This window comes from Bacillus sp. JJ1533 (assembly GCF_036965045.1).
Classification (GTDB): domain Bacteria; phylum Bacillota; class Bacilli; order Bacillales; family Bacillaceae_L; genus Ferdinandcohnia.
On sequence record NZ_JBALOV010000020.1, the window covers coordinates 40,672 to 65,218 of the forward strand.

General features: G+C 37.6%; 29 protein-coding genes. 2 read left to right on the top strand and 27 right to left on the bottom strand.

Going from position 1 to position 24,547, the window contains the following annotated elements; genetic code table 11:
- Positions 1 to 7: 7 nt before the first annotated feature.
- The 19 genes from aroH to V7138_RS10020 form a co-directional block, all read right to left on the bottom strand.
- Positions 8 to 385, bottom strand: coding sequence for a chorismate mutase (gene aroH, locus V7138_RS09930; protein WP_335396561.1), 378 nt, complete (start codon positions 383 to 385; stop codon positions 8 to 10).
- Positions 386 to 414: 29 nt separating this feature from the next.
- Positions 415 to 1,494 carry a 3-dehydroquinate synthase gene (gene aroB, locus V7138_RS09935; protein ID WP_335396563.1) on the bottom strand — a complete coding sequence of 360 codons (1,080 nt, stop codon included), beginning with the start codon at positions 1,492 to 1,494 and terminating at the stop codon, positions 415 to 417.
- Positions 1,494 to 2,666 (bottom strand): chorismate synthase, encoded by a 1,173-nt coding sequence (aroC, locus tag V7138_RS09940; protein WP_335396565.1) that lies wholly within the window; start codon positions 2,664 to 2,666, stop codon positions 1,494 to 1,496. Before aroC ends, aroB begins: the two co-directional genes overlap by 1 nt.
- A gap of 218 nt (positions 2,667 to 2,884) precedes the next feature.
- Entirely contained in the window at positions 2,885 to 3,658 is a 774-nt protein-coding gene (locus V7138_RS09945) for a CheR family methyltransferase (RefSeq protein ID WP_335396567.1), read from the bottom strand.
- Positions 3,659 to 3,745: 87 nt separating this feature from the next.
- On the bottom strand, positions 3,746 to 4,192 hold the full coding sequence (ndk, locus tag V7138_RS09950) for a nucleoside-diphosphate kinase (protein ID WP_335396569.1): 447 nt from the start codon (positions 4,190 to 4,192) through the stop codon (positions 3,746 to 3,748).
- Between the two features lie 94 nt (positions 4,193 to 4,286).
- On the bottom strand, positions 4,287 to 5,249 hold the full coding sequence (hepT, locus tag V7138_RS09955) for a heptaprenyl diphosphate synthase component II (RefSeq protein ID WP_335396571.1): 963 nt from the start codon (positions 5,247 to 5,249) through the stop codon (positions 4,287 to 4,289).
- A 33-nt stretch (positions 5,250 to 5,282) separates the two neighbouring features.
- Positions 5,283 to 5,993, bottom strand: coding sequence for a demethylmenaquinone methyltransferase (locus V7138_RS09960; protein WP_335396572.1), 711 nt, complete (start codon positions 5,991 to 5,993; stop codon positions 5,283 to 5,285).
- A 2-nt stretch (positions 5,994 to 5,995) separates the two neighbouring features.
- The gene (locus tag V7138_RS09965) at positions 5,996 to 6,808 is read right to left on the bottom strand and encodes a heptaprenyl diphosphate synthase component 1 (protein WP_335396574.1); all 813 of its coding nucleotides are present in this window, start codon (positions 6,806 to 6,808) and stop codon (positions 5,996 to 5,998) included.
- Positions 6,809 to 6,954: 146 nt separating this feature from the next.
- Positions 6,955 to 7,185, bottom strand: coding sequence for a trp RNA-binding attenuation protein MtrB (gene mtrB / locus V7138_RS09970; RefSeq protein WP_335396576.1), 231 nt, complete (start codon positions 7,183 to 7,185; stop codon positions 6,955 to 6,957).
- Positions 7,186 to 7,299: 114 nt separating this feature from the next.
- Positions 7,300 to 7,866, bottom strand: coding sequence for a GTP cyclohydrolase I FolE (gene folE / locus V7138_RS09975; protein WP_335396578.1), 567 nt, complete (start codon positions 7,864 to 7,866; stop codon positions 7,300 to 7,302).
- Positions 7,867 to 7,986: 120 nt separating this feature from the next.
- Positions 7,987 to 8,259, bottom strand: a complete 273-nt coding sequence (locus V7138_RS09980) for an HU family DNA-binding protein (RefSeq protein ID WP_057997427.1) — start codon at positions 8,257 to 8,259, stop codon at positions 7,987 to 7,989.
- 334 nt (positions 8,260 to 8,593) lie between these two features.
- Positions 8,594 to 10,072, bottom strand: a complete 1,479-nt coding sequence (gene spoIVA / locus V7138_RS09985) for a stage IV sporulation protein A (protein WP_335396581.1) — start codon at positions 10,070 to 10,072, stop codon at positions 8,594 to 8,596.
- Between the two features lie 266 nt (positions 10,073 to 10,338).
- A complete protein-coding gene (locus tag V7138_RS09990; protein ID WP_335396582.1) occupies positions 10,339 to 11,058 on the bottom strand; it encodes a hypothetical protein in 720 nt (239 codons plus the stop codon).
- 28 nt (positions 11,059 to 11,086) lie between these two features.
- Positions 11,087 to 11,287: a DUF2768 domain-containing protein gene (locus V7138_RS09995; protein ID WP_335396584.1), complete on the bottom strand. Its 201-nt coding sequence runs from the start codon at positions 11,285 to 11,287 to the stop codon at positions 11,087 to 11,089.
- 361 nt (positions 11,288 to 11,648) lie between these two features.
- Positions 11,649 to 12,689, bottom strand: a complete 1,041-nt coding sequence (locus V7138_RS10000) for an NAD(P)H-dependent glycerol-3-phosphate dehydrogenase (RefSeq protein ID WP_335396585.1) — start codon at positions 12,687 to 12,689, stop codon at positions 11,649 to 11,651.
- Positions 12,690 to 12,703: 14 nt separating this feature from the next.
- Positions 12,704 to 14,014, bottom strand: coding sequence for a ribosome biogenesis GTPase Der (gene der, locus V7138_RS10005; protein WP_335396586.1), 1,311 nt, complete (start codon positions 14,012 to 14,014; stop codon positions 12,704 to 12,706).
- Positions 14,015 to 14,165: 151 nt separating this feature from the next.
- Positions 14,166 to 14,357 carry a capping complex subunit for YIEGIA gene (locus tag V7138_RS10010; RefSeq protein ID WP_335396587.1) on the bottom strand — a complete coding sequence of 64 codons (192 nt, stop codon included), beginning with the start codon at positions 14,355 to 14,357 and terminating at the stop codon, positions 14,166 to 14,168.
- Between the two features lie 18 nt (positions 14,358 to 14,375).
- Positions 14,376 to 15,251 (bottom strand): YIEGIA family protein, encoded by an 876-nt coding sequence (locus V7138_RS10015; RefSeq protein WP_335396588.1) that lies wholly within the window; start codon positions 15,249 to 15,251, stop codon positions 14,376 to 14,378.
- A complete protein-coding gene (locus V7138_RS10020) occupies positions 15,252 to 15,851 on the bottom strand; it encodes a YphA family membrane protein (protein WP_335396590.1) in 600 nt (199 codons plus the stop codon). It lies immediately after the preceding gene.
- Positions 15,852 to 16,134: 283 nt separating this feature from the next.
- Between V7138_RS10020 and V7138_RS10025 the strand changes: the two genes are divergently transcribed.
- The gene (locus tag V7138_RS10025) at positions 16,135 to 16,278 is read left to right on the top strand and encodes a YpzI family protein (RefSeq protein ID WP_335396591.1); all 144 of its coding nucleotides are present in this window, start codon (positions 16,135 to 16,137) and stop codon (positions 16,276 to 16,278) included.
- A gap of 42 nt (positions 16,279 to 16,320) precedes the next feature.
- Here the strand turns inward: V7138_RS10025 and rpsA are convergent, their stop codons facing one another.
- The 8 genes from rpsA to prsW all read right to left on the bottom strand — a co-directional run bounded on the left by rpsA (position 16,321) and on the right by prsW (position 23,195).
- Positions 16,321 to 17,457 (bottom strand): 30S ribosomal protein S1, encoded by a 1,137-nt coding sequence (rpsA, locus tag V7138_RS10030; RefSeq protein WP_335396593.1) that lies wholly within the window; start codon positions 17,455 to 17,457, stop codon positions 16,321 to 16,323.
- 120 nt (positions 17,458 to 17,577) lie between these two features.
- Entirely contained in the window at positions 17,578 to 18,159 is a 582-nt protein-coding gene (locus V7138_RS10035) for a lysophospholipid acyltransferase family protein (protein WP_335396595.1), read from the bottom strand.
- A gap of 5 nt (positions 18,160 to 18,164) precedes the next feature.
- Positions 18,165 to 18,836 carry a (d)CMP kinase gene (cmk, locus tag V7138_RS10040; protein WP_335396597.1) on the bottom strand — a complete coding sequence of 224 codons (672 nt, stop codon included), beginning with the start codon at positions 18,834 to 18,836 and terminating at the stop codon, positions 18,165 to 18,167.
- A gap of 145 nt (positions 18,837 to 18,981) precedes the next feature.
- On the bottom strand, positions 18,982 to 19,164 hold the full coding sequence (locus V7138_RS10045) for a YpfB family protein (RefSeq protein ID WP_335396598.1): 183 nt from the start codon (positions 19,162 to 19,164) through the stop codon (positions 18,982 to 18,984).
- Positions 19,165 to 19,241: 77 nt separating this feature from the next.
- Positions 19,242 to 19,913, bottom strand: a complete 672-nt coding sequence (locus tag V7138_RS10050; protein ID WP_335396599.1) for a flagellar brake protein — start codon at positions 19,911 to 19,913, stop codon at positions 19,242 to 19,244.
- Positions 19,914 to 20,014: 101 nt separating this feature from the next.
- Positions 20,015 to 21,364, bottom strand: coding sequence for a germination protein YpeB (gene ypeB / locus V7138_RS10055; protein ID WP_335396600.1), 1,350 nt, complete (start codon positions 21,362 to 21,364; stop codon positions 20,015 to 20,017).
- A gap of 18 nt (positions 21,365 to 21,382) precedes the next feature.
- Complete coding sequence (sleB, locus tag V7138_RS10060) at positions 21,383 to 22,426, bottom strand: spore cortex-lytic enzyme (RefSeq protein ID WP_438824337.1); 1,044 nt, start codon at positions 22,424 to 22,426, stop codon at positions 21,383 to 21,385.
- A gap of 133 nt (positions 22,427 to 22,559) precedes the next feature.
- On the bottom strand, positions 22,560 to 23,195 hold the full coding sequence (prsW, locus tag V7138_RS10065) for a glutamic-type intramembrane protease PrsW (protein ID WP_335396602.1): 636 nt from the start codon (positions 23,193 to 23,195) through the stop codon (positions 22,560 to 22,562).
- A gap of 374 nt (positions 23,196 to 23,569) precedes the next feature.
- Between prsW and V7138_RS10070 the strand changes: the two genes are divergently transcribed.
- Positions 23,570 to 24,541 carry an asparaginase gene (locus V7138_RS10070; RefSeq protein ID WP_335396604.1) on the top strand — a complete coding sequence of 324 codons (972 nt, stop codon included), beginning with the start codon at positions 23,570 to 23,572 and terminating at the stop codon, positions 24,539 to 24,541.
- Positions 24,542 to 24,547 lie beyond the last annotated feature (6 nt).

Genomic DNA, 24,547 nt, shown 5'->3' on the forward strand with positions numbered 1-24,547 from the left:
CATAGTTTTAATTGTTTTCTTTAACGGCTGTAAGGTCTGGTCTAAGTACTACGGATCCGCCATGGTAAATATGTTGGATTTCTTCTTGTTTGGCGGAAGTGTTCACTGTCATCATCACACGAATGCACATAGGCAATGACCCTGGAACTGGAATCTCTCTCATGCTCATTACCGGGACAAATGCCCAACCCTCTATTTGCCTAGCTGCAGCAGCAGGAAAAGCTGCGTCAATATCTTCTGTTACAGAAAAGACAATTTGCGCAACATCATCTGCTTCAATCTTGTTTTCAGATATCATGTCACGTAATAGCTTTTCAGTAGCAGCTAATATATCTTGTTTATTATTATGTTCAATTGTTGTAGCACCACGTATTCCCCTTATCATCTTCGCCCCTCCTTTGTGCGTTTCCTTACTCAATGAAAGTCTTTCAAGAAACGAAGTAATTCCTGATCGTCAATGTCTTGAATGACAGTTTCTCCAATATTTTTTAACAAGACCATTTTCACTTTTCCAGAGGTTGCTTTTTTATCATGTTTCATACGCTCTAACAGTTTTTCCCGATCTAGTCCTTTAGGTATAGTCGTAGGAAATTCAAATAAACCAAACCATTGTCTAATTTTTTCAGATGCTAGATTGATATGAAAGATCTGTTCGCTTACCTTTAAAGCAAAAATCATTCCAATAGCTACACCGTCACCATGTGTGATTTTTCCATATCCTGATTCTGCTTCAATGGCATGACCTAAAGTGTGGCCAAAATTCAAGATGGCACGGAGCCCTTTTTCCTGCTCATCCTCAGATACAACCTTAGCTTTAACAGCTACACCCTTTAATACAGCATATTGAAGTTTATCATCTTTTAGGTCATCAAAGGATGTAATTTCCTCTGTTAGCCATCGGTAAAACTCCGGGTCCCAGATTAATCCATGCTTTATTACCTCGGCAAAACCTGAACGGAGCTCTGTTTTAGGCAAGGTCTTCATTAAATTAATATCATATAGAACCGCATTTGGTTGATGAAAGGCACCTATCATGTTTTTTCCGAGTTCATGATTGATTGCAACCTTACCTCCTACAGCACTGTCATGAGCAAGTAATGTCGTTGGAATTTGAATAAACGGAATACCTCTCATGAAGGTTGCTGCAACGAATCCAGCCAAGTCCCCAACAACTCCCCCACCTAGGGCTAGGATGACCGACGAACGATCCAATCCTTTTTCAAGCGCAAAGGTTTGACAGCGATAATACATCTCAAAAGATTTTGCACTTTCTCCAGCAGGGATCACAAATGATAAGGGCTTATCAAATTGCTGCTTAAGGATGTCGAGCACTTTATCTAAATAAAGTGCAGCAACAGACTCATCACTTATGACGAGCACCTTTGATACCGATTTACATGTATCCAGTATCACTTTGGGCAGTTGTTCCAAAATTTCGGTCCCAATGAACATTGGATATGTCTTTGATTTTGTCGCAATGGTCAACTTATCCATTAGAATTCCCTCTGATACTCACGCATTTTCGAAACATTTTCTTGAATTAAATCGATTCTGTCCTGTCCAAACTGTTCAACAATTGCATTAGCAACTTCCCATGCTACAACAGCTTCTGCAACAACGGAAGCGGCAGGAACAGCACAGCTATCGGATCTTTCAATACTTGCTTCAAAAACTTCCTTTGTCTCAATATCTACACTCTTAAGTGGCTTATATAAAGTTGGAATCGGCTTCATGACACCTCTAACAACGATTGGCATTCCGTTCGTCATACCGCCTTCGAAGCCACCTAAATTATTTGTTCTTCTCTTATATCCGTTTTCCTTATCCCAAGTAATCTCATCGTGAACTTGGCTACCTGGAATTCTTGCAGCATCAAAACCAATTCCAAATTCAACACCTTTAAAGGCATTGATGCTTACCATTGCAGCTGCAATTTTAGAGTCAAGTTTGCGGTCATAATGGACATAGCTTCCTAGACCAGCTGGAACGCCTTCAATGATGACTTCTACAATTCCACCAATTGAGTCACCATTCTTCTTCGCATCATCAATAGCATTCATCATTTGTTCGCCAGCTTCTTCATCTAGACATCTTACTGGTGATTCTTCTGTTTTATTTTTTAGCTCTTCGATGCTCGAATATTCCGCATCCTTCGCTCGAACACCACCAATTTCAAGAACATGACCTGCTACCTCGATTCCTAAAGAAGATAAGAATTTTTTAGCAACAGCCCCTGCTGCAACACGGACAGTTGTTTCACGTGCAGATGATCGTTCTAAGACATTACGCATATCTCGATGCCCGTATTTCAAGGCTCCGTTAAGGTCTGCATGTCCAGGACGTGGACGTGTAATTTTACGTTTGATCTCATCCGCCTCTTCGTCCGTTATCGGTTCAATACCCATAATTTTTGTCCAGTGCTTCCAGTCATTGTTTTCAACCACTAAAGCAATTGGCGAGCCTAATGTTTTACCATGTCTTACACCACTTGCGATTTTGACTTGGTCTTTTTCAATTTGCATTCGTCTTCCTCGACCATGCCCTTTTTGACGTCGAGCAAGTTCAAAGTTTATATCCTCTGTAGTTAATTCAAGGCCTGCAGGTACACCTTCAATAATTGTTGTAAGCTGTGGTCCATGTGATTCTCCAGCTGTTAAATACCTCATCTATGCTACCCCCTAATATGATAAAGCGAAAATTAAGTTTACTTTCGTAATTTAAAGCGATTATGTAACAATATAACATATTCTTTGTATTTTCGGATAGATTTTTACAAAAATTCTATGATTCGTTTCCTGAATATAAAGAAAAAGAATTTACCAAAAGGCAAATTCGATTTCTATATCTTATCAAACATTTTTAGATTTGTCATTTTTCTGACGTTTTATTTTTTACGATAAAAAAATGTATCTTCTGTTTCCAAGCCATACGAGGCTGGATTAAATATTTGTTCGGTACTTCCAACAAATAAGATTCCATTGCTTTTTAGAGCATCACTGAATTTTTTATAAAGCATATCTTTAGCTTCTTCCGTAAAATAGATTAAAACATTTCTACAAATAATCAAGTCAAAATCTGCTCCAAAGGAATCCGCTAATAAGTTTTGTTTTTTAAACGTCACTGCCTTTTTTATATCTGGATGAATCGTGTAAAAAGCACCATCTTGGGTGAAGTAGCGCTTTTTCATGTCAGACGGCAGCTCTTGAAGTGAGCGTTCAGGATATATCCCCATTCTTGCTCTTGTAAGAATATTTTCATCTATATCCGTGGCCAAAATGGATATTTGATTTAAAGGCAAAAACTTTGAGAGAATCAAAGCTAGTGTGTACGGTTCCTCCCCTGCTGAACAGGCTGCACTCCATACTCTTAACTTTCGATTCGACTGAAGGAGTTTTGGAAGAATCTTCGTTTCTAGTACCTCCCAGCGTTTCGCATTTCGATAAAACTCTGAAACATTGATCGTCATTCGGTCCAGAAACTCACCCAAAAGTTCTTTGTCTTTTTCTATTCCCTTATAATATTCTTGAAAGCTTGAAAATCCTCTTTTTTCATACAAGGAAGTCAGTCTTCTTACCATTTGGGCTTCTTTATATAACCGTAAATCAATTCCCGTTTTTCTTTTTATCTGTTCAGTAAATAAATTATAATTCTTATCCATGTCTTCTCCTCAAAAACACATCATTCTCGTGGGGTATTTGTTCCTTGAGAAAAACCAGCCCTAAATGAGAGCTGGTTTTTTGTTAGATTAGTAAATCCAATTATTGATTAACTTATCGTAAGCTACTAATTCTTCTTCTTTGAAGAATAATCCAATTTCACGCTCAGCACTTGCTGGTGAATCAGAACCATGAATAACGTTCTTTCCAACTGTCAATCCAAAATCGCCACGAATTGTTCCTGGAAGGGCATCCTTTGGATTAGTAGTACCCATCATTTGTCGAGCAGTTGCAATTACATTCTCACCTTGCCAAACCATCGCAAAAACTGGTCCTGATGTGATGAAGTCAACTAGTTCTCCAAAAAATGGACGTTCCTTATGCTCACCGTAATGTTCCCCTGCCAGTTCTTCTGTAACCGCCATCAATTTAGCTCCCACTAGTTGAAAGCCCTTTCTTTCGAAGCGTGATACAATTTCTCCAACTAGTTGACGCTGTACGCCATCAGGCTTAACCATTAAAAATGTTTTTTCCATACCAATCTCCACCCCACCAAAAATATGTATAATAGTCATTTTTTAGCGACCAATCAAAATAGTAACACTATTTTGATTGGTTCGCAATGTTATTCTAAAATTTTCTTTTCCCAATATATCTCGCAACATTATACAGTGTATTTCTAGCACGACAAGCAGGTAATTCTTCTAAGATCCCATACGCTTTTTCTAAATATCGATAACTTAACGCCTCGGCTTGTTTGATAGCATCTGATTGTTTAATAGATGCTATTAAAGGCTTTATTTCAGCAGATGTTGTACGTTCTGATACTTGGAGTATTTGTTGTTTAAGGTTTTCATCCTTCATCGCATATAGAACTGGCAAAGTGATATTGCCTTGAAGCAGATCGCTGCCAGCAGGTTTCCCCAATTGTTCATCTGTGCCAGTGAAGTCTAAAATATCATCTGTAATTTGAAATGCCATCCCCACATAATAACCAAATAAGAACAGTTTTTTATGGACCTCTGCAGGTACATCTGCTGCTATCGCTCCTAATTGGCAGCTACTTGCAATTAATAGAGCTGTCTTCCGTTTTATTCTTCGTAAATAACAGCGTAAGTTTTGATCATAACGATATTTATCTTTGATTTGTTCGATTTCACCTAAGCATACCTCAACAATAGTATGTGCTAGGAGTTTGTGTAATAAGGGATTTGGAAGCTTTGTAATAATTTCAAGAGAGCTACCCAGAATATAATCCCCAGCATACATGGCTATTTTATTATCCCATTTCGCCTTAATGGTAGGCTTACCACGTCGAATGTCCGCGTCATCAATCACATCATCATGCACAAGAGATGCTGTATGAATAAGTTCAAGTGTCACAGCAACATTTTTAATGATATCAATATTATAGTTCCCAAATTTTCCTCCTAAAAGGACAAAAACGGGCCGTAGTCGTTTACCACCAGATTGTAATAGATGCAATCCAGCTTGCTGAAGAACGGGATGCTTTCCTTTAATGGAAGACTCCAATTCTTTTTCTATAATTGCTAAATCTGTATTCAAATACGAATACGTCAAAGATAATTTCATCAGTTTCACCTTAGTCTAAAAAATATGACGCGATCAACTATTTCTTTTATAACCTAAATGCATTGCCGCTACACCCAAAGTGTATGGTTTCACTTCGATGTCAGTCAAGCCTGCTTCCCGAAACATGTTTGCAAGCTCTTTCATACCCGGGAAATCACGTGCAGATTCCTGGAGCCATGAATATTCCTGATAGCTCTTAGCAAAAAGCTTTCCGAAAATCGGCATAATAAAACGAAAATACATAAAATATAATTGCCTAAAACCGACCATCGTTGGCTGTGAGGTTTCTAAACAAACAACCTTACCACCTGGCTTTACAACCCGTTGCATTTCTTTTAATACCGTCATGTAATCAGGAACATTACGAAGACCAAAGCCAATTGTTACATAATCAAATGAATTATCATCAAATGGAAGTTCCATTGCATTCCCATGGGTTAACTCTACCTGAGTTAACTTTAGCCTGTCCACTTTCTCTTGACCAATTTTAAGCATGTTCTTACTAAAATCAAGACCAACAACTTTTCCCTGTGGGCCTACCTTCTCAGCAAGGGCAATCGTCCAGTCAGCGGTACCACAGCAAAGGTCAAGTGCAGCCGAACCGGCTTTAACATCCATCCGTTTCATTGTATCCTTACGCCATGCTTTATGTTGTTGGAAGCTGATAACGGAATTCATTTGGTCATAGTTTTTATAGATTTTTTCAAATACATGATGTACTCGTTGTTCTTTCGATTGTTCCATAATTACCCTTCTTCCACGCATCTTTTCAATGATAATGTAGTACCAACAAGAAGTAGTTCATCAATACGGTTACTCAACATTTTGTTTAGTTTTGGGGGTTTCTCTAAGGATTGTTCTAACTTTTTAGTTACAAGAAAGATTTGCATGTTAAATTCATTCATTACATTGGTTATATGATCTTGTTTTTCCCCCGGAACTATTTTCTTAAGGGTCTTAATAAGAATCGAATTGCCATTTTCTAAATATTGATCCCTTTCAAATAACAGTCTTTTGAGTAATAAAAAGTGTTGAACGAGGTCATCCCATTTTTTTATTTGAAAGCTTTTCACGATTTTTTGGAAAACAGCAGATTCCACAGCTGTCACACATGATATAAGCTTCTCGATTTGTTCATGATCCATTTGGTACAAATAAATTTTTGCCTCATTTACATCTTTAATACCCTCTGCAAGTATTCGAATGAAGGTGATATCAGACGCTTCGGCAAGGAGATTATAGTACAATCCACTAAAATAGTCTCCCGCCAGAACGGCCAACTGTTGACCGCGCATACGGTCATCTGAATAAGAAAGTCGATTGGGGACCGTTTCATGGGTATCTAACGCCTGTTGAACAAGCATAGTAGTGACTATATAGTTTGTTAATTGCTCTTTTGGCAAAAGCAAATCCTCGCAAATGGAGTATAACAATAATAGTTTATCCTCATCTATACTAGGTGTTTCCATATATCTTTGAAGGTATGAGTGCTTTGTTTTGTTCTCAATACGCTCCTTGAGATTGGCAATTATTTCCTTGATGTCATGCAAATCAATCACCCTTGTTTCCCCAATTTAAATAATCCATTTATCTATTTTAAAGTTCTTTATATTAGTCTTTATAAAACAACGTTAATTATAACATACATCCCTTAGTTTTTCCCTTAGTTTTATTTATTCCAAAAGAAAAAGCAGGATTTACCTGCTTATTTTTTTGAATCTGATTCAGTTTCTCCATGACTAGTTTGGATTATGGCATGACCTCGTACTTTGATTGCTGAAGTATGTTCTGTGAATTGTGCAATCATGACCTCGCCTTTATCTAGTTTCTCTGAATGATGGAAGCGTGTATCAGAACCTCTTGTTAGACCGATTACATTCACTCCATCTTCTACTGCTTTGATTACAATAAATTCTGAGTTTGAATTATTATTCATCCTTTTCAACTCCTATGAATGCTATGTAAGGAACCATTTCAACTCATTCAACACTATTTGGAAGTTGAGTGAAATCCATATCTTTTTTTACTATCTCGTAATTTATTGAGGATGTCAATTCTTTATTAATGATAGCACTTCGCTGCGGGCTGCAGGATCCTGTTGCAGTATCCCCCGGACAGCTGAAGTAACGGTTTTTGCCCCTGGCTTTTTAACGCCGCGCATTGTCATACACATATGCTCCGCTTCAATGACTACCATAACCCCGTGTGGCTGAAGTGTTTCAACAATGGAATCAGCTATTGTTGAAGTGATTCTTTCTTGTAATTGTGGCCTTTTTGCCACTGCTTCTACTGCTCGTGCAAGCTTGCTTAGGCCTGTTACTTTTCCGCCTTTAGGTATGTAGGCAACATGTGCATGACCATAAAATGGAACGAGATGGTGCTCACACATCGAAAAAAACGGAATATCTTTCACAAGTACCAATTCTTCGTGTTCTTCTCCAAAGACGGTTTGAAAGTATTCTTTCGGGTCATCTTGTAAGCCTGAGAAAACTTCAGCATACATTTTAGCGACACGTTTTGGCGTATCTAGTAGCCCTTCTCTGTGCGGATCTTCCCCAATTGCTTCTAAAATCATGGTAACGGCTTGCTCTATTTTTTTATAGTCTATGGAAGTCATGCCAACCCCTCCTCTTGTCGCATACTACTAGTTCATTGATTCTAGCATATTTACGGATAGAAAACAAAAAAGAGTCGCAAGCGACCCTTTTTGTATCTTTCACATAGGTTCTATGTAAAATTATTTTACTGCATCTTTAAGCGCCTTTCCTGGTTTAAATGCAGGAACCTTGCTAGCAGCAATTTCGATTTCTTCACCAGTTTGAGGGTTGCGACCTTTACGAGCTGCACGCTCACGTACCTCAAAGTTACCGAATCCGATTAGTTGAACTTTGTCTCCACCTTTAAGAGCTTCAAGGATTGAATCAAAAACTGCATCAACAGCCTTTGTAGCATCCTTTTTAGAAAGTTCAGCACTTTCAGCTACAGCGTTAACTAATTCTGTTTTGTTCATGACATTCACCTCCTCCCAAATTAAAAATACAAATCATATGAATGATTATTCATTACCCTATAAGCCTTATGTCATCAAGTATCTACCAACGTCAGCTTGATGCTAACATGCCTTATAATAAACGATTATTAGTCATAATTCAATATATTTCAACAGAAATTTTACCTTATTATGTATATTTCACCAAAAAACCTCTATTTTTTTGTACAAAGCTTATCATATTCATATTTAGTAAGCAAATCACATCAAATGCGCAAGCGCATTGAAAGTGGATTATTGACGAAAAGGATTCATTTTCTACAAAAAAAAGACTCCTAATTAAGGAGCCTACATCTTATAATATGATAGCGATCAATCCGCCTGAACCTTCGTTTATGATTCTTTCAAGGGTTTCTTTTAGCTTATAACGTGCATTTTCTGGCATTAAGGATAATTTAGCTTGAATGCCCTCTCGTACAATCGAACTTAGTGATCGACCAAAGATATCTGAATTCCAGATTGATAGTGGATCATCCTCAAAGTCTTGCATTAAATAACGGACTAATTCTTCGCTTTGTTTTTCTGTGCCAATTATCGGTGCAAATTCAGACTCCACATCCACCTTTATCATGTGGATAGATGGTGCAACAGCTTTTAAACGAACCCCAAATCTTGAACCTTGGCGTATGATTTCAGGCTCATCTAGGCTCATATCTGATAGCGCAGGTGCTGCAATTCCATAGCCTGTTTGCTTTACCATTTTTAATGCATCGGCCACTTGATCATACTCTGCTTTTGCATGAGCAAAATCTTGCATAAGCTGTAAGAGATGATCTTTTCCGCGGATTTCAACACCCACAACTTCTTTAAGAATTTGATCATATAAATCATCTGGAGCATATAAATCAATTTCTGCAACTCCCTGCCCCATTTCGATACCAGCTAAGCTCGCTTGGTCAATAAAGTCATATTCACTAAATTGTCCAACGACGCGGTCCACATCGCGTAAACGCTTGATATCTTGAACAGTGTCCTTTACAGCATCTTGATAGCTTTCTCTTAACCAATGATCCTCGCGTAAGACCATAACCCAGCTTGGTAGATTTACATTTACCTCTAAGACTGGAAACTCATAAAGTGCTTCACGTAAAACATTAAATACATCTGCCTCACGCATACTTTCAACACTCATTGCTAAAACTGGGATATCATATTTTTCATTTAATTCCTGTCTTAGCGCATCCGTTTCAGGATGATGAGGATGGACAGTGTTAATCACCATGATAAATGGTTTTCCGACCTCTTTTAACTCAGCAATTACTCGCTCTTCTGCTTCAATATAATCTCGTCTAGGAATTTCCCCAATTGAGCCGTCTGTTGTGACAACAACTCCTATTGTAGAATGCTCTTGAATGACCTTTCTTGTGCCAATCTCCGCTGCTTCATGGAACGGGATTGGTTCTTCATACCATGGAGTATTAATCATTCGTGGCCCGTTCTCATCCTCATAACCCTTTGCACCTGGTACTGTGTATCCCACACAATCCACAAGGCGAATGTTCACATCTAGCCCTTCTTCAACATGGACCGAAACAGCTTGGTTTGGAACAAACTTTGGTTCCGTTGTCATGATGGTTCTTCCAGCAGCGCTTTGTGGTAATTCATCCTGCGCGCGAGCCTTATCAGCTTCACTACCGATATTCGGTAAGACTACTAATTCCATGAACTTCTTTATGAAAGTAGATTTGCCTGTTCTTACTGCACCAACGACTCCTAAATATATATCGCCACCGGTGCGCTCAGCGATATCTTTAAAAATATCTACCTTTTCCAAGTGTGATCCCTCCCGATTTTACAGTTCTTGGGATAATTTTATCCTTTTACTACATATTCTAGGACATTATATTTGTATGACGTTGTCCTAATTAAATATGACTATTTCTAGAAAAAAAATCCCCCCATAATATGTAGCAGCAAAATTCAGTTCAAAAAGACCGTCTTTATACCACCCTAGCAAGCTATATTTCTTACACTTTTTGAACAATTTACAAAATAAAAACCCTTCTTTTAGAGTTTATGTCTAAAAGAAGGGTTCATGACTTAATTATCTAAAAAAATTGGTTCATTTTTATCATCTATCGTATATGGCAAAGAATTAGTCGGAACAAACATCGAGTTTTCGACTAAAAGAGCTCGAATATCATCGCCTGTTTTATAGGTATGCTCGTACTTGCCTATATACTCAAATAAATCTATACGGTAATCTACAACAATTTCGTTGTTGTTCGTTATCAACAGAGGTAAGTTTTTTCCTGTGAATGGACTTACAACAAAAGGCTCTTCTTTCAAGCCAAGCTTGTTATAATCTAATGTAAATACATTCGTTTGGAGCTGTTCCTTAAATGGCGCATAACCATTTGAAGAACGATACATTTGCACTCTCAAATTTAGTTCGCTGATTTTTTCTGAAATTCGAACATCTAAAAGTTTTACTGTTGGATTCGTTTCAACATCGACTAATACATATAAATAAACCCCGCCCGTTTCATAAGCATTACCCGGTGGTTCGGCTATGTATTTTGGAGAAATCCGAGAAAAATCAATCGGATATTTTTGATAAATGGGAGTCTCCATATCCCTGTTTTTTATTGGTAAAAGTCCCCCTGAATCTTCTTTAAATTGATCTACCGCTCTTTGAACAGCCGCAATTTGATCCTCATAGGGAATTTGGTTTTGAGTAAGCTTTTCTTTCGGGTATAGGCATCCTGTAAGCATTGATAATGAAAAAACGATGATCAACAGTTGTAACGTAACTTTCATATTTAATACCATCCTTATGTTTGTAACTCTACTCACTAACAGGTCCACTAAACACTACAAAGAAAATAATAATTCCTGCTAGAATCATAAAAAGATATGCAATCGTGGCCACAATCCCTTTTAGGAAGCCCTTAAGTTTATATCGACTAAGATAAATAGATATAATTGCAATCAACATAAATGCCATTCCTGCGAATGAAATCCACATTTTTAGTAATCCTGGTGTCACCTTGTTCACTCCCTTGTCCAACTCTAACATTCCGTCAAATATTATATCATAATAAGCATCTTTAAACTAAGGCAATATATTTAATTGTAAAACAAAAAAGCTGAAGTAAAGAGGGGCACCTTTACTTCAGCAAGCGTAAACTAAATATTCCCTTTAACCCAGTTGCTCAGACCCACAGTATACTACGTTGCATTTTATGCGAAAATGTCATGAAATGTATCGTCTTATGCCTATTTTTCGCAAGAAAGTGCAAAGTTTTAATCACTGGAATTTTCTTGCTGTGCGAAATTGTTAGGAATCCCGCTATTTAGTATTCTCCTTGCTATCATATGCACCAAAAGGGAGTCTGTGTAATAATTTTTTACAATGTTGTTCCATTTTCAAAATAATTAAAGAGGTCAGCCATTTCGTTGGTTTTTCCTCTAGCCATAAGTTTATCCACAGCATCTTTAGGCGATTGATTATTGAAAAGAACGTCATATAGGGCAAATGTGATTGGCATTGACACATCCATTTGTTTAGCTAATTGATACGCAGCTTTTGTCGTGCGGACACCTTCAACGACCATCCCCATGTTATCCAGGACTTCTTCAATGCTTTGCCCTTTACCAAGTAAATTTCCTGCACGCCAGTTCCTTGAGTGGACGCTTGTACACGTGACTATTAAATCCCCGATTCCAGTTAATCCGGCAAAGGTTAGTGGGTTAGCTCCCATTTTGATACCTAATCGTGAAATCTCAGCCAATCCTCGAGTAATAAGAGCAGCCTTTGCGTTATCCCCATATCCAAGACCATCTGTAATTCCTGCAGCCAAGGCAATAATATTTTTTAATGCCCCACCTATTTCAACACCAACAATATCAGGATTGGTATAAACGCGGAAATGCTGATTAATGAATAAGTCCTGAACATATTCAGCCGATTCCATATTTTTAGATGAAACAGTTACCGTTGTTGGATGACGAAGCACCACTTCCTCAGCATGGCTTGGTCCGGAAAGCACAACAACAGCTTTTAAGAGGTTCGCTGGCATCTCTTCTTCAATCATTTCAGAAATTCGCTTTAATGTGTCTGGTTCAATCCCTTTACTTACATGAATAACCGTTAATGGCATTGTAGTAATTTGGCTTATTTTCTGAAGAACTTCCCGAATTGCTTTTGTTGGAACAGCTAATACTATCGTCTTTACATCCTCCAAGGCCTCGCTTAAATTCGCATATCCACTGATCGTATTTGGTAGTTCAATTGAGGGAACATATTTAGAATTCGTATGTTTTGTATTAATTTCATCAACCTGATCCTGTCGATGCGACCAGATTCGAACCTCATGATCATTGTCAGCAAGAACAAGCGCCAGTGCAGTTCCCCAGCTACCTGCTCCAATAACTGTTACTTTCTCCATGACGTCTTCCCCTCCTATTTTCTAGCCCTCGCAATAAGCTTTATTGGTGTTCCTTCAAATCCAAAAGCATCCCTGATGCGATTTTCCAAGAACCGTTCATATGAAAAGTGCATTAACTCAGGATCATTTACAAACACAACAAAGGTTGGCGGCTTAACCGCAACTTGTGTCACATAATAAATTCGCAGACGATTACCCTTATCCGTAGGCGCTGGATTCATTGCAACAGCGTCCATAATGACATCATTTAAAACATTTGTTTGGACACGCATTGAATGATTTTCACTGGCCATATCAATCATTGGAATTAAGGTATGGATGCGTCGTTTTGTTTTTGCCGATAAGAACACAATTGGTGCATAATCAAGGAATAAGAAATGATCCCGAATTTTTTGTTCAAATTCCTTCATTGTTTTCTCGTCCTTATCAATGGCATCCCATTTGTTTACAACGATTACAACCGCTCTTCCAGCTTCATGAGCATAACCAGCAATTTTTTTATCCTGTTCAATAATTCCTTCTTCAGCATTTAAGACAACAAGGACGACATCAGAACGTTCAATAGCCTTAAGAGCCCTTAACACACTATACTTCTCGGTACTTTCATATACCTTTCCTTTTTTCCTCATACCTGCTGTGTCAATTATGACATATTCTTTTCCATCAACTGTGTACTTTGTATCAATAGCATCCCTTGTCGTACCAGCAATATCACTCACTATTACTCTTTCCTCGCCTAATAGGGAATTAACAAGGGATGACTTTCCTACATTCGGACGACCAATTAATGAAAATTTGATTGTGTCCTCATCATATTCTTCGTTTCCACCCTTTGGAAAATGTTTGATAACTTCATCCAATAGATCACCAAGACCAATTCCATGTGATCCCGAAATAGGAATCGGTTCACCGAAGCCTAGTGCATAAAAGTCAAAAATATCTGCTCTCATCTCAGGGTTGTCCACTTTATTAACTGCTAATACAACAGGTGTTTTTGATCGATATAAGATTTTGGCAACCTCTTCGTCTGCACTAGTCACACCTTCACGTCCACTTGTCAAAAAGATAATCACATCTGCTTCATCAATTGCTATTTCTGCCTGGTGCCTAATTTGAGCTAGAAATGGCTCATCGCCAATGTCGATACCCCCTGTATCAATAATGTTAAATTCTTGATTTAGCCACTCTCCAGAACTATAGATGCGATCTCTTGTTACTCCTGGAATATCTTCTACAATCGATACTCTCTCTCCAACTATACGATTAAAAATTGTTGATTTCCCTACGTTTGGACGACCAACAATTGCCACAACTGGTTTTACCACAGGCGTTCTTCCCTTCTAAACGAATCTCATACTACATATATCACATAAAAAATATCAAAAATCAAACATATGTAAAAAATAAACCCTTCTACGTCAGAAGGGTCATGCTTTTTTATTCTATCAAAAATACGTGTTTACAACAATCAATTGTTTAGTGTTTTACGATTATGTATAAATTCTCGCTGATTTCATGAGCAATTCCATCGATAATGGCCTCTAAACTAGCTGCAACAGATTCCATTTCTTCCTTGGTTGAACATGTAAACACCGGTGTCCCACCAGAGATTTTCACTTTAGACGAATCCATTGTGATTGCGGCTAGGATAAACTTTTCAATATTCACTTAAGCGGCAACCCCTTTTCATTTTTCGTCTCTTTCCGTAGGCATGCGAATTGCATTTTCTAGAGTAGGCACACGCCCTATTACTTCAATGGCCCGCTCCACATTCTTTTGCTGGGGTAAAACAAAAATTCCAACTCGCCCATCATCCAAATCTCTTTTTGCCAATGGCACTAGTGCAGGCGTACCAGAGTCTCTGAAAATTCCTAACGCTGTTGAAACATCGTGTAAAATTGCTTGCCTCTGTCCTAAATTTGCTATAGTTGCTCGCGCATCGAATGTTTTAGGCTTTAGAATAAACCCCATCCCATATTTTAGAACCTCTTCTTGCCGTGCTGGAAGTCCGATATTCATAATATAAATATTATCTACATACAAGCCAGCATCTTTAAAATGTGGCTCAACATACTCAATTTCAACGATATCCTGCAGTTTACTTCCTGCCATAAGCTTTTTACATACCAATAGACAAATGATACCTACTACAATTCCTGCCCACCAATTAAAAGCTAGGTAAGCAAATGTAGAAAAAAAGGAAGTAAAAATAACTAAATAATTTCGACTTTCAAAGGCAACTGCTATTCCCTCAATATATGTCTTCCCTCTCGGAACTAGTTCATATGAATCCAGTTCCGTAAGTGTATTTCGCTCCATATTACGTACATCACGAAATTGTGAGGCGGCAATCGTTAAAAACGTAATCGCAGTAAACTCTTCTTCCATAATTGAAGGAACAGCCACAGTTCCTAATCCTGCTGCTATAAACCCTAATGCAACATGTATGATTTTCCCATGCAAGTAAGTGGGATATTGACGATAATCTGTCCGTAGCATATACATTCTTACAGCAACACCAAAGATAACCCCGAACAATATCGGGTATGTATATTCATTCATCTAACCATGTTTCTCCTTCGAATTTTTTTGAACCATTACATCGACATGATGTAAAAGTATTTCTAATGATGACCATATAAAAATAAAGCAAAAACTAATTGAAATTACATCTAAAAATACAAATGAACCAATTTCGTATGGAAAATTGACATTTTTAATAATAAATCCAAATAGAATATCTCCCTGTATAGCACCGATTAATAGCCCTGCTAAGCGTAAACGAAAATCCTTTAACAGCATGATGGTTACGTATATTAATGCAGCTCCAAGCATTAAATTTCGATTAAAAAGCAGCCACACTGGGTCATATAATTCAAACAATAAGAAGCTACAATATGCTAAAGAAATGGTAAGAATACAAATGAGCAAATATAATAATTGTTTTTTGGGCCGTTTCGAAATTTCCTTCAAACAGTAAAAGAAAATTAGCATGATACTGCAATTTATTTTAATCCCAGCAAAAATGACATAGTATGGTGATAGGATGATTGTCATTAAAAACAAAACAGACAGGAGTAACCGTTCTCTGTTTTTCTTCATTAAAAATGTACTACACACCCATGCCATCCAACAAATCCAATAAAATAGTGCTCCGTCCATTCCTCCACCTCCTATTATTTCCATTATGGCTCAAAATGATGAATTTTAACCTACTTGCATACCTAAATTCCTTTTAAGAAACAATAAAGTGAAACTTCATTTAGAGGGGATTTATTTCATCCCCCACTAAATGTTAGTTGAACCAATCGGGCTTTTACTGGAAGTTGACCCTTATTGTGGGTCTTACTGCATAGTTAATGCGGGATAAAATGAATTCGATAACCTCTGCATAAAGTTCCCCAATCACAGCAACTTATGTAGAGTGATAAAGGAGGATTTGAAAGTGGGTAGAGATAGACAGGAAAGAAAACTTAAAAAGGCACGTATAGTTGAGTCAGACCGAGACCAATCCCTTAACAATAAAGGTGCAACAAGATTAGATACACCTGAAGAAGCTAGAGAAATGAATCAAATGAATCCGAAATAAAAAGCCCTCACCCAATTGGGTGAGAGCTTTTTTGTTGAACGATCACTTTAATTTATTTAATTGGTCACCAATGACTTCACCAAGTTGGAAACCTGAAGTCTCCTCTTGTTGCTGATATTTACTGTAGTCTTCTTCGACATTTTCTTCAAGTTCTTTCATACTTAAAGAAATACGTTTTTCAGACTCATTTAGTTCAAGTACCTTCACATTTACTGTTTGCCCCTCTTTTAATACCTCATGAGGTGTACCGATATGTTTTGTAGAAATTTGTGAGATATGAACAAGTCCTTCAACACCTGGTAATACCTCAACAAACGCACCGAAAGAGACAAGTCTTCTTACTGTACCTTCAACTACATCCCCAACTGATAACTTCTCGGAGATATTTTCCCATGGTCCAGGTAATGTTTCTTTCAACGATAATGAAATTCTCTCATTGTCACGGTCAACAGATAAAACTTTTACATTAATTACTTGACCTTCTTCAACAACATCAGATGGTTTTGACACATGTTCGTGTGAAAGTTGAGAAATATGAACTAATCCATCGATGCCACCAATATCAACGAAAGCACCGAAATCGGTTAATCGTTGAACAGTACCTTCTAGTACAGCACCAACCTGTAATGAATCAAGAAGCTGTTGCTTTTTATTTTTTTGATCTTCTTCCACAACAGCACGGTGCGATAAGATAACTCTGTTTTTCTCACGGTCAAGTTCGACCACTTTAACTGTTAAAGATTTATCTTTATAATCAGAGAAATCTTCTACATAATAATTTTCAACTAAAGATGCTGGAATAAAGCCTCTAACGCCAAGGTCTACAACTAGTCCACCCTTCACAACATCTTTTACAACTGCTTCAAACACTTCACCAGAATTAAATTTTTGCTCTAAATCATCCCAGGCTTTTAAAGCTAGTACGGCTTTTTTTGATAAAATCAAAGCTTCTTCTTCTACTTTTGTAACAGAGAGCTCTATTTCTTCTCCTTCTGATACAACATCACTTGCTTTTTCAACATGCAGGCTGGACAGCTCACTAATTGGGATTATGCCATCTAGCTTACTATTCTCGACTGAAACAAATACTTGTTTTTCCTCTACCTTCGTCACCTTACCAGTAATTACATCACCAACCTGTAACTCTTTGTACTCAACTTGATTCATATCCTCTGCCATTCCAATTACCTCCTTCAATCTCCAACACAAAAAAACACTTTATGTATATTAAAGTTATAAAAATATTCTTTTAATTAACTTCTAATAAATAGAGTTATTTGTCAAGTATAAACTCTTAATCTATTTATAATTTTCCAGTATTTCGTTTATGGAATCCATAATTTTGTCGGTAACAACATCTGCAGAAGCCTTCTCTTCACGAAATGTATCCATTTGAACTGGCTTACCGTAGACCACTCTCAACTTACCAAATAATTTATAAGGTCCTATAATCGCACACGGAACAACAGTACAATTAGTTCGTAGGGCAAAGAAACCAACCCCGGATAACCCTTTTCCAAGCTTTCCATCCCTACTTCTCGTGCCCTCAGGAAAAATACACAACACATTTCCTTCTTTTAATATTTTCAAGGCTGTCCGTAGTGCTTCACGATCACTCATTCCGCGTTTAACAGGAAAAGCATTTATTCTTGGTAAAATCGGTCCTAATATAGGGACCTTAAACAGTTCTGCTTTTGCCATAAAATAAATCGGTCTTGGTGATGTAACCCCAACAACAGGTGGGTCGAGATTGTCAATATGATTGGAACAAATCAGAACGCCACCTTCCTTAGGTATATTCTCCCTGCCCAAAACCTCTATACGATAAAGAGGTTTGATGATGGCTCCAACTAGTCCTCTTGCAAAGGGATAAAGGTTCATACGATTCAAATCCTTTCCTTTACAATATCCATAATTTTGGTTACAACCTCTTCGATGCTTAATGATGTTGTGTCAATCTCAATTGCGTCCTCCGCTTTTCGCAATGGGGCGACTTCGCGTTCAGAATCAAGTTTATCTCGAGCTGCAATTTCTGATTTTAATTGTTCTAGGTCAGATTGGTAGCCTTTTGAAAGGTTTTCTTCGTGACGACGTACGGCTCTTTCATCAACTGATGCAAGTAAAAATATCTTTACTTCTGCCTCAGGAAGCACGTGGGTACCAATGTCCCGTCCATCCATCACAACGCCACCAAGCTTAGCAAAGCCTTGCTGCTGCTTGACCATATTTTCTCGCACTTTGCGATGTTTAGAAACAATAGATACTGAATTTGTCACATCACGCTCACGAATTTTTTCAGTTACATTTTTTCCATCGATAAAAACAAGCTGGCCGTTCTCACTCGGTCTTAATTCTAGATTTGAATTCTGTAGGGCATCTAGAAGCTGGTCTTCATTTTCTAAATCTAAATTTAATTGCAATGCTTTGTATGTTAATGCACGATACATCGCACCCGTATCAACATAAACGTAAGATAAGTCCTTCGCGATAATTTTTGCAACTGTACTCTTACCTGCAGCTGCTGGTCCGTCAATTGCGATCGAAATCTTTTTGTTCATAAGCTATGTATGCCTCCTGTAACTAACACTTGTAGGAATAGGTTAACGTTATAAAGTAAGCTTGTTTATCTAAGCTTTATTATATTAATTCACTTGAACAGTATTCCTACTTACGAAAAAATGCAGGGAATCCCTGCAATTCATTTTAATTGTTATTTAGTAATGTTTCAATGGTTTTGGTTGTGTCCGATTTGTTGACACCCTCATATTCAATCATTCTCGTGATATATGGAGTCAATGGACTATATATGATAATAGCCTGTCCCACAAGTAAAAAAACAAATTGAATAATTGCTAGCTTAATTAAAATTCGTTCAAAATTTTTCATTTTACATACCCGTCCTAATAAGAGTTTTATTACTAGTATGCAAAAGTTTTTAATATTTTATTCTTTGAAACCCATTTCTACATGTCACTTACATGGATCCCTTTTTTCTTTAATAATAATTGTCTTTCAAAACAAAATTTAATTAATAGCTGGCGGTCGGTTTCACTAACATCCAAAAATTTAAGTGAAGCTTTATTTCTTTCCCCATTTTTACCCTCGACGATTCGAATTACATCACTTCTGAAAGATACATAATGATAATCATCGGAAAGGGTTGGAAGGACGAAATGTGTAAGAATACCTATCCCCGGAATTAGTGTTTTCGAAGACGGTAGAATGATAGCGGCGCCGCCAGCACTTATATCCCGAGTGATTGAGACAAAAGGCTGGAATTCCCCATTTAAACTATGTATTGCAACATCTACTGGTGTTTCGACACGTACATATTCACGTCGCTGTATTTTATATATACTGTCCTCACTCGGAAAGGAAAGAATAATCATTGGAATATTTTGTTTTACCCTTCCTAATACAGTCGTATCGAAAAAATAAGCTGATGTGGTATCAGCTGAAACAAAAGCCTTTAACTGTGTACCGTTTAATAAAAAAACCGTTTTCCCTGTCTTGTTGTTAACTGGATAGTCTATATAAAGCTTATTTTCCATTTTTTCAACAACTCTGCAGCGATACTTTTCACCATTCGGATTAATGGCTGGTTCAAGGTTAATCATATCCCCAATTTTCAACACGGTCGTTCACTCTTTCTAAAATCATTCTGTACTTTAATTAAAACATGAATAAACAAAAAAAGGAAAGCAAAATTGCTTTCCTTTTTGGAATCATGATGGACTTACTTCATCCCTTTATATACAGGTTCTGCGTTCTTAAGCTTTTCAACTTTTTCTTCAAATCCATTTTCAGCATTGATAAAGATCCGGTACGTATCATTACCGATTGTACCATAAAATTCATAACAAAGGACATCTTGATCAAGCTCATTTGTAATGATGGCGAGACGGTCCTCCATGATCTCAAGATTTGGGTTAATGGTTTTCCTTGCTTCCTCTTTTGAGATTTTTGGTTTACCTACTGTTTCAATTTTACCTGCCATTAAATAATCTCGAGCAGTAAATCCAATAATATTTCCATCATCGAGTGCGACTTTCATTTTAATCGAGTCTGAATACACTCTTACCCCGTCCATTGAAGACACAAAATTAAATACACCAACATTATCATATTGTGCACTTTCGAAAAGCTCAAAGTTTTCAAACTTATTATCCTTAAGGAATTTTTGTGCTCGATTATATGCATCATTAAGGCTAATCGTGCTTTTAGCAACTTCACGATTACGAATCACCCAGATCGGGATACCACCTTTTTTCGTAATATCCATGAAGGTATTCACTTTTGATTTAGGATCATTTATTTCTAGACTGTAAAAACCATTTGGTGAACCCTCACCGTTTTCGGTAACCTTCATTTTAACGTTCCCTTTTAACCCTAGGAACTTTTTAGCGACTTCTTTTGCTTGTTCCTCATTAATTTGCGGACCCTCTAAATTAGGAAATTTCCCACCATCTTTTTTAGTAGTGGTAAGGGTTACGCCAAAGTCACTTTCAGAATAAGCAGCTACATTTTTTTCAACCGTTTTTAAACCGTCAATGATTGTGTTATCCGCCTGCTTATCGCCTGAAGCGAGTGCTAATTCAACATCCATCCAACGCAGATTATTCTCCATAGCAAGATGTTGAACTGTTCTGAGTTCCTTTTGGATATCTTCCGCGTTTTTATATAGTTGCTGCAGGGTTTTATACTCTTCATCCGATAATGGGTCTTTAGAAAGGTCACGTACTGCTGTACGATAGCTAAAATCCCCGATATTACTTAGAAACTCTTCCGTTTTATTAAAGGGCATTAGAGCAAGTGGTAACTGCCCTACATCAGAATGTGCTTCTGATGTAATTCGCCACACATCTGCAAGTGTTGGCGAAAGGGAATCTCTTGAATTCATTGCAAGGGTTGTTCCAATTTTATCGTGTAATAGGTCAATATGATACGTTAAATTATGAAACGCACGTTGATAGTTGTTTTCGGCCTGTATTAGAATGGCATTTTTCTCTTGATGCTCTTTATAGCCCCAATAGCCTGTTCCAATAATACCTATTGTAAGTACTGTAATTAATATTCCTCTTAGCAATTTATCTCACCTTCCATTCTAATTACAGAATATATGCTTTCCGATCCTCTTAATTTGAGGTCTACCCCAAATCCATTTACTTGTTGCAGTTTCTGGATTAAAGTAATAGGTTGCTCCCCCAGTGGGATCCCAGCCATTTATCGCATCGACAACAGCTTTTTTCGCTTGCTCGTTTGGCGTCAACCATATTTGCCCGTCCGCAACTGCCGTAAAGGCAAGTGGTTCAAAAATGACACCAGACACTGTGTCAGGGAATGTTGGGCTATCTAGGCGATTTAAAATTACTGCTGCGATTGCGACTTGCCCGATGTACGGCTCACCTCGAGCTTCACCATATACTGCATTTGCTAACAACTGAATATCATTTTGTGAAAACCCACCAGGCATATTAACAGCTGTAGGTCCCAGTGATTGTGCCTCTTCCTGCTGTTCAACCTTTGCTTGTCGTTGCTGTTTAGCTGGTTGCTTCGGTTGAGCCTGAGGCTGCTGTGGCTGCGGTTTTGGTTTTGCAGCCTGTGGTTTTTGCGGCTGAGCTTGAGGCTGCTGTTTAGGAGCCTGAGCCTTAGGTTGCTGTGCTTGCTTTTGCTCTGCCGTAAAATTCTTTTCTATTTCAGTTCTTCTTGCCTCTGCAGTTGTTTTTGCTTTTTCGATATTCTTTTCAGATGGGGCTGATTGGATGCTCCAAGGAACCCCACCATAGTGGGTGAAACGATTGCCTTTACGTAAATTTTCATATACAAATTGCTTATTATACTTTGTAAAACGGTTAATCATTGCTTTCGTCTTGTCGCCAACTAAACCATCTACCTCTTCAAGTCCAAAGGCCTTTTGGAAATTTCGGACTGCCCAATACGTACCCCAACCGTACACTCCATCGATTGTGCCATGGTAGTAGCCGTTATATTGTAGTCTTGATTGCAACTCAATTACATCGTCACCTGTTGCACCACGTTGAATAATTTGCTCTGAAAAAGCTTGAACATGGTTGTTAGTGCCTCCGATGAACAAACTAACAAACATGATAAGGGTGATGGAAAACATCAAATACTTTTTCAAGTTCATAATCAATTACCTCCCTAACCATTTTCTATATATACTTACAAGTATTTTCTGTAGAGATTGGTATTTTATTCAGAAGTTAGATTCATTTCTTGATAAAAATAAGCATAAAAAATAACCTGCCAAAAATGACAGGTTAAGGTTTAGCGATTTTTACCTTTCGTAATCCAAACCACCATAAAAACAACATAAATGGTACCATAAGATAGATCCATTTCTTCAATGATAGGAGAATGTAATCATAAATTCCATGTAAAAGGAACGGAAATAAGAAGGAAATAAAGATCCACTTACGATTTTCCTTTGGCGAAAATTTCGCTTTACCAAGATAATATCCCATAATCACACCAAATAACGCGTGACTAGATACTGGCAGCAGAGCTCGGCCTATTGCAAACTGCAGCCCATTAGCAAATAAATAGAGAATATTCTCAAGCGTCGCAAAACCTAATGAAATAGCAGCACCATATACAATTCCGTCATATTGTTCATCAAATTCCATATGTTGATAAACGGTATAAAATAGAATAAACCACTTAAAAAACTCCTCCAATAAACCTACAGATAAAAAGGCCTGTAAAAAGTTTTGAGTGAAAACACCTTCAACCTCTAATACATATTGGATAAACATGATCGGAAACACCAAGAGGGCACCAAAAATGAAAAGTCGAAACACCATTGCAATCGGTTCTGCTTCATATTTATCTTTCAAATAAAAATAACTTAATAACGCAAGTCCAGGTGCTAGTCCTGCGGTTATAACCGCCACCATAAGTATCCTCTTCTCCCAGAAATTATAAAACAAATGCGCCTTGGCGTATTTGCGCCCAGATTTTTTAGGCCCACACGATGTGGGTCACAAAGACGTTGCCACAGGAAGTGGCGTTCTTAGTCTTTGATCTTATGCTCGAAAAGTTTCCTTTGAAAATCTGTGGCATCCGCCGGAGGCTTTAACTTTATTTAGCCCATGTTGAACCCAATCACAGAATTAAACTCCTAACACTTATCTCACCACTTTTAAGTGGAAAAATTCAGCTGAATAAAGTTTAGTATTTGAGTAGTAATCACTTTTATCGTAACATGTAATGTGGTAAATGAAAATAACAAGTAATGGATAATTTTTCTATATTGAATGGGGCGAATCCAATGAAAAAAATACTCATTATACATACAGGCGGTACAATCGCAATGACGGAAGATAAAACGACTGGGGCAGTCCAACAAAATCAACAAAATCCACTTCTACTTCACACCGATGCTTTAGCAACAATCGCAGATGTCTTAGTCGAGGACTTATTCCAACTGCCTTCTCCACATATAACAGAAAAGGAAATGTTAATGCTGAAACAAAAAATTGAAACGAGTATTAAAGAAGATAAAATCGAAGGCGTTGTCATTACTCATGGGACTGACACACTTGAAGAAACGGCTTATTTTCTAGATATTACCGTTCAATCCGATATTCCAATAATCGTAACTGGAGCAATGAGGTCGAGCAACGAACTTGGGGCAGACGGTCCATATAATCTGATTTCCTCTGTTCGTGTCGCGGCTTCCGACAGTGCCATTGGAAAAGGTGTATTAGTTGTCTTAAATGATGAAATCCATACAGCTAAAAATGTAACGAAAACCCACACGAGTAATATTGCAACCTTCCAGAGCCCACAATATGGGCCACTTGGGATTGTAAGCAAACGAGATATCATCTTTCACCATATGCCAACGATTAGGGAAACATATGATATTGAAGAAATAACGAAAAATGTGGTTCTCCTTAAGGCATATGCCGGGATGAATGGATCTATTCTAGAAGCAATCCGATCTCTACATCCTGATGGATTAGTGATCGAAGCACTTGGACAAGGCAATCTACCTCCAACCATGCTAACTGAATTAAAGCAACTCATCGATAGTGGTATACCTGTCGTATTGGTATCGCGATGTTTTAACGGATATGTCCAGGATGTATATAATTATGAAGGCGGCGGACGCCAATTAAAGAAACTTGGGGTTATTTTTTCAAATGGTCTAAATGGACAAAAAGCCAGACTCAAGTTACTAGTCACATTAGAAATCACAAAAGATCATGACGAACTTCAGGAAATGTTTTATAAATAAAAATAA

What these genes read in the sequence shown, in the direction of transcription:
- V7138_RS10000 (WP_335396585.1), bottom strand. Translation starts at nt 12,689, where the DNA reads ATGGAGAAAGTAACAGTTATTGGAGCAGGTAGCTGGGGAACTGCACTG.
- aroC (WP_335396565.1), bottom strand. Translation starts at nt 2,666, where the DNA reads ATGAGGTATTTAACAGCTGGAGAATCACATGGACCACAGCTTACAACA.
- mtrB (WP_335396576.1), bottom strand. Translation starts at nt 7,185, where the DNA reads ATGAATAATAATTCAAACTCAGAATTTATTGTAATCAAAGCAGTAGAA.
- V7138_RS10045 (WP_335396598.1), bottom strand. Translation starts at nt 19,164, where the DNA reads ATGAAAAATTTTGAACGAATTTTAATTAAGCTAGCAATTATTCAATTT.
- V7138_RS09990 (WP_335396582.1), bottom strand. Translation starts at nt 11,058, where the DNA reads ATGAAAGTTACGTTACAACTGTTGATCATCGTTTTTTCATTATCAATG.
- V7138_RS10070 (WP_335396604.1), top strand. Translation starts at nt 23,570, where the DNA reads ATGAAAAAAATACTCATTATACATACAGGCGGTACAATCGCAATGACG.
- hepT (WP_335396571.1), bottom strand. Translation starts at nt 5,249, where the DNA reads ATGAAATTATCTTTGACGTATTCGTATTTGAATACAGATTTAGCAATT.
- ndk (WP_335396569.1), bottom strand. Translation starts at nt 4,192, where the DNA reads ATGGAAAAAACATTTTTAATGGTTAAGCCTGATGGCGTACAGCGTCAA.
- V7138_RS10015 (WP_335396588.1), bottom strand. Translation starts at nt 15,251, where the DNA reads ATGAATGAATATACATACCCGATATTGTTCGGGGTTATCTTTGGTGTT.
- prsW (WP_335396602.1), bottom strand. Translation starts at nt 23,195, where the DNA reads ATGGTGGCGGTTATAACCGCAGGACTAGCACCTGGACTTGCGTTATTA.
- V7138_RS10020 (WP_335396590.1), bottom strand. Translation starts at nt 15,851, where the DNA reads ATGGACGGAGCACTATTTTATTGGATTTGTTGGATGGCATGGGTGTGT.
- V7138_RS10035 (WP_335396595.1), bottom strand. Translation starts at nt 18,159, where the DNA reads ATGAACCTTTATCCCTTTGCAAGAGGACTAGTTGGAGCCATCATCAAA.
- sleB (WP_438824337.1), bottom strand. Translation starts at nt 22,426, where the DNA reads ATGAACTTGAAAAAGTATTTGATGTTTTCCATCACCCTTATCATGTTT.
- aroH (WP_335396561.1), bottom strand. Translation starts at nt 385, where the DNA reads ATGATAAGGGGAATACGTGGTGCTACAACAATTGAACATAATAATAAA.
- cmk (WP_335396597.1), bottom strand. Translation starts at nt 18,836, where the DNA reads ATGAACAAAAAGATTTCGATCGCAATTGACGGACCAGCAGCTGCAGGT.
- rpsA (WP_335396593.1), bottom strand. Translation starts at nt 17,457, where the DNA reads ATGGCAGAGGATATGAATCAAGTTGAGTACAAAGAGTTACAGGTTGGT.
- V7138_RS09960 (WP_335396572.1), bottom strand. Translation starts at nt 5,993, where the DNA reads ATGGAACAATCGAAAGAACAACGAGTACATCATGTATTTGAAAAAATC.
- folE (WP_335396578.1), bottom strand. Translation starts at nt 7,866, where the DNA reads ATGACTTCCATAGACTATAAAAAAATAGAGCAAGCCGTTACCATGATT.
- V7138_RS09945 (WP_335396567.1), bottom strand. Translation starts at nt 3,658, where the DNA reads ATGGATAAGAATTATAATTTATTTACTGAACAGATAAAAAGAAAAACG.
- aroB (WP_335396563.1), bottom strand. Translation starts at nt 1,494, where the DNA reads ATGGATAAGTTGACCATTGCGACAAAATCAAAGACATATCCAATGTTC.
- V7138_RS09980 (WP_057997427.1), bottom strand. Translation starts at nt 8,259, where the DNA reads ATGAACAAAACAGAATTAGTTAACGCTGTAGCTGAAAGTGCTGAACTT.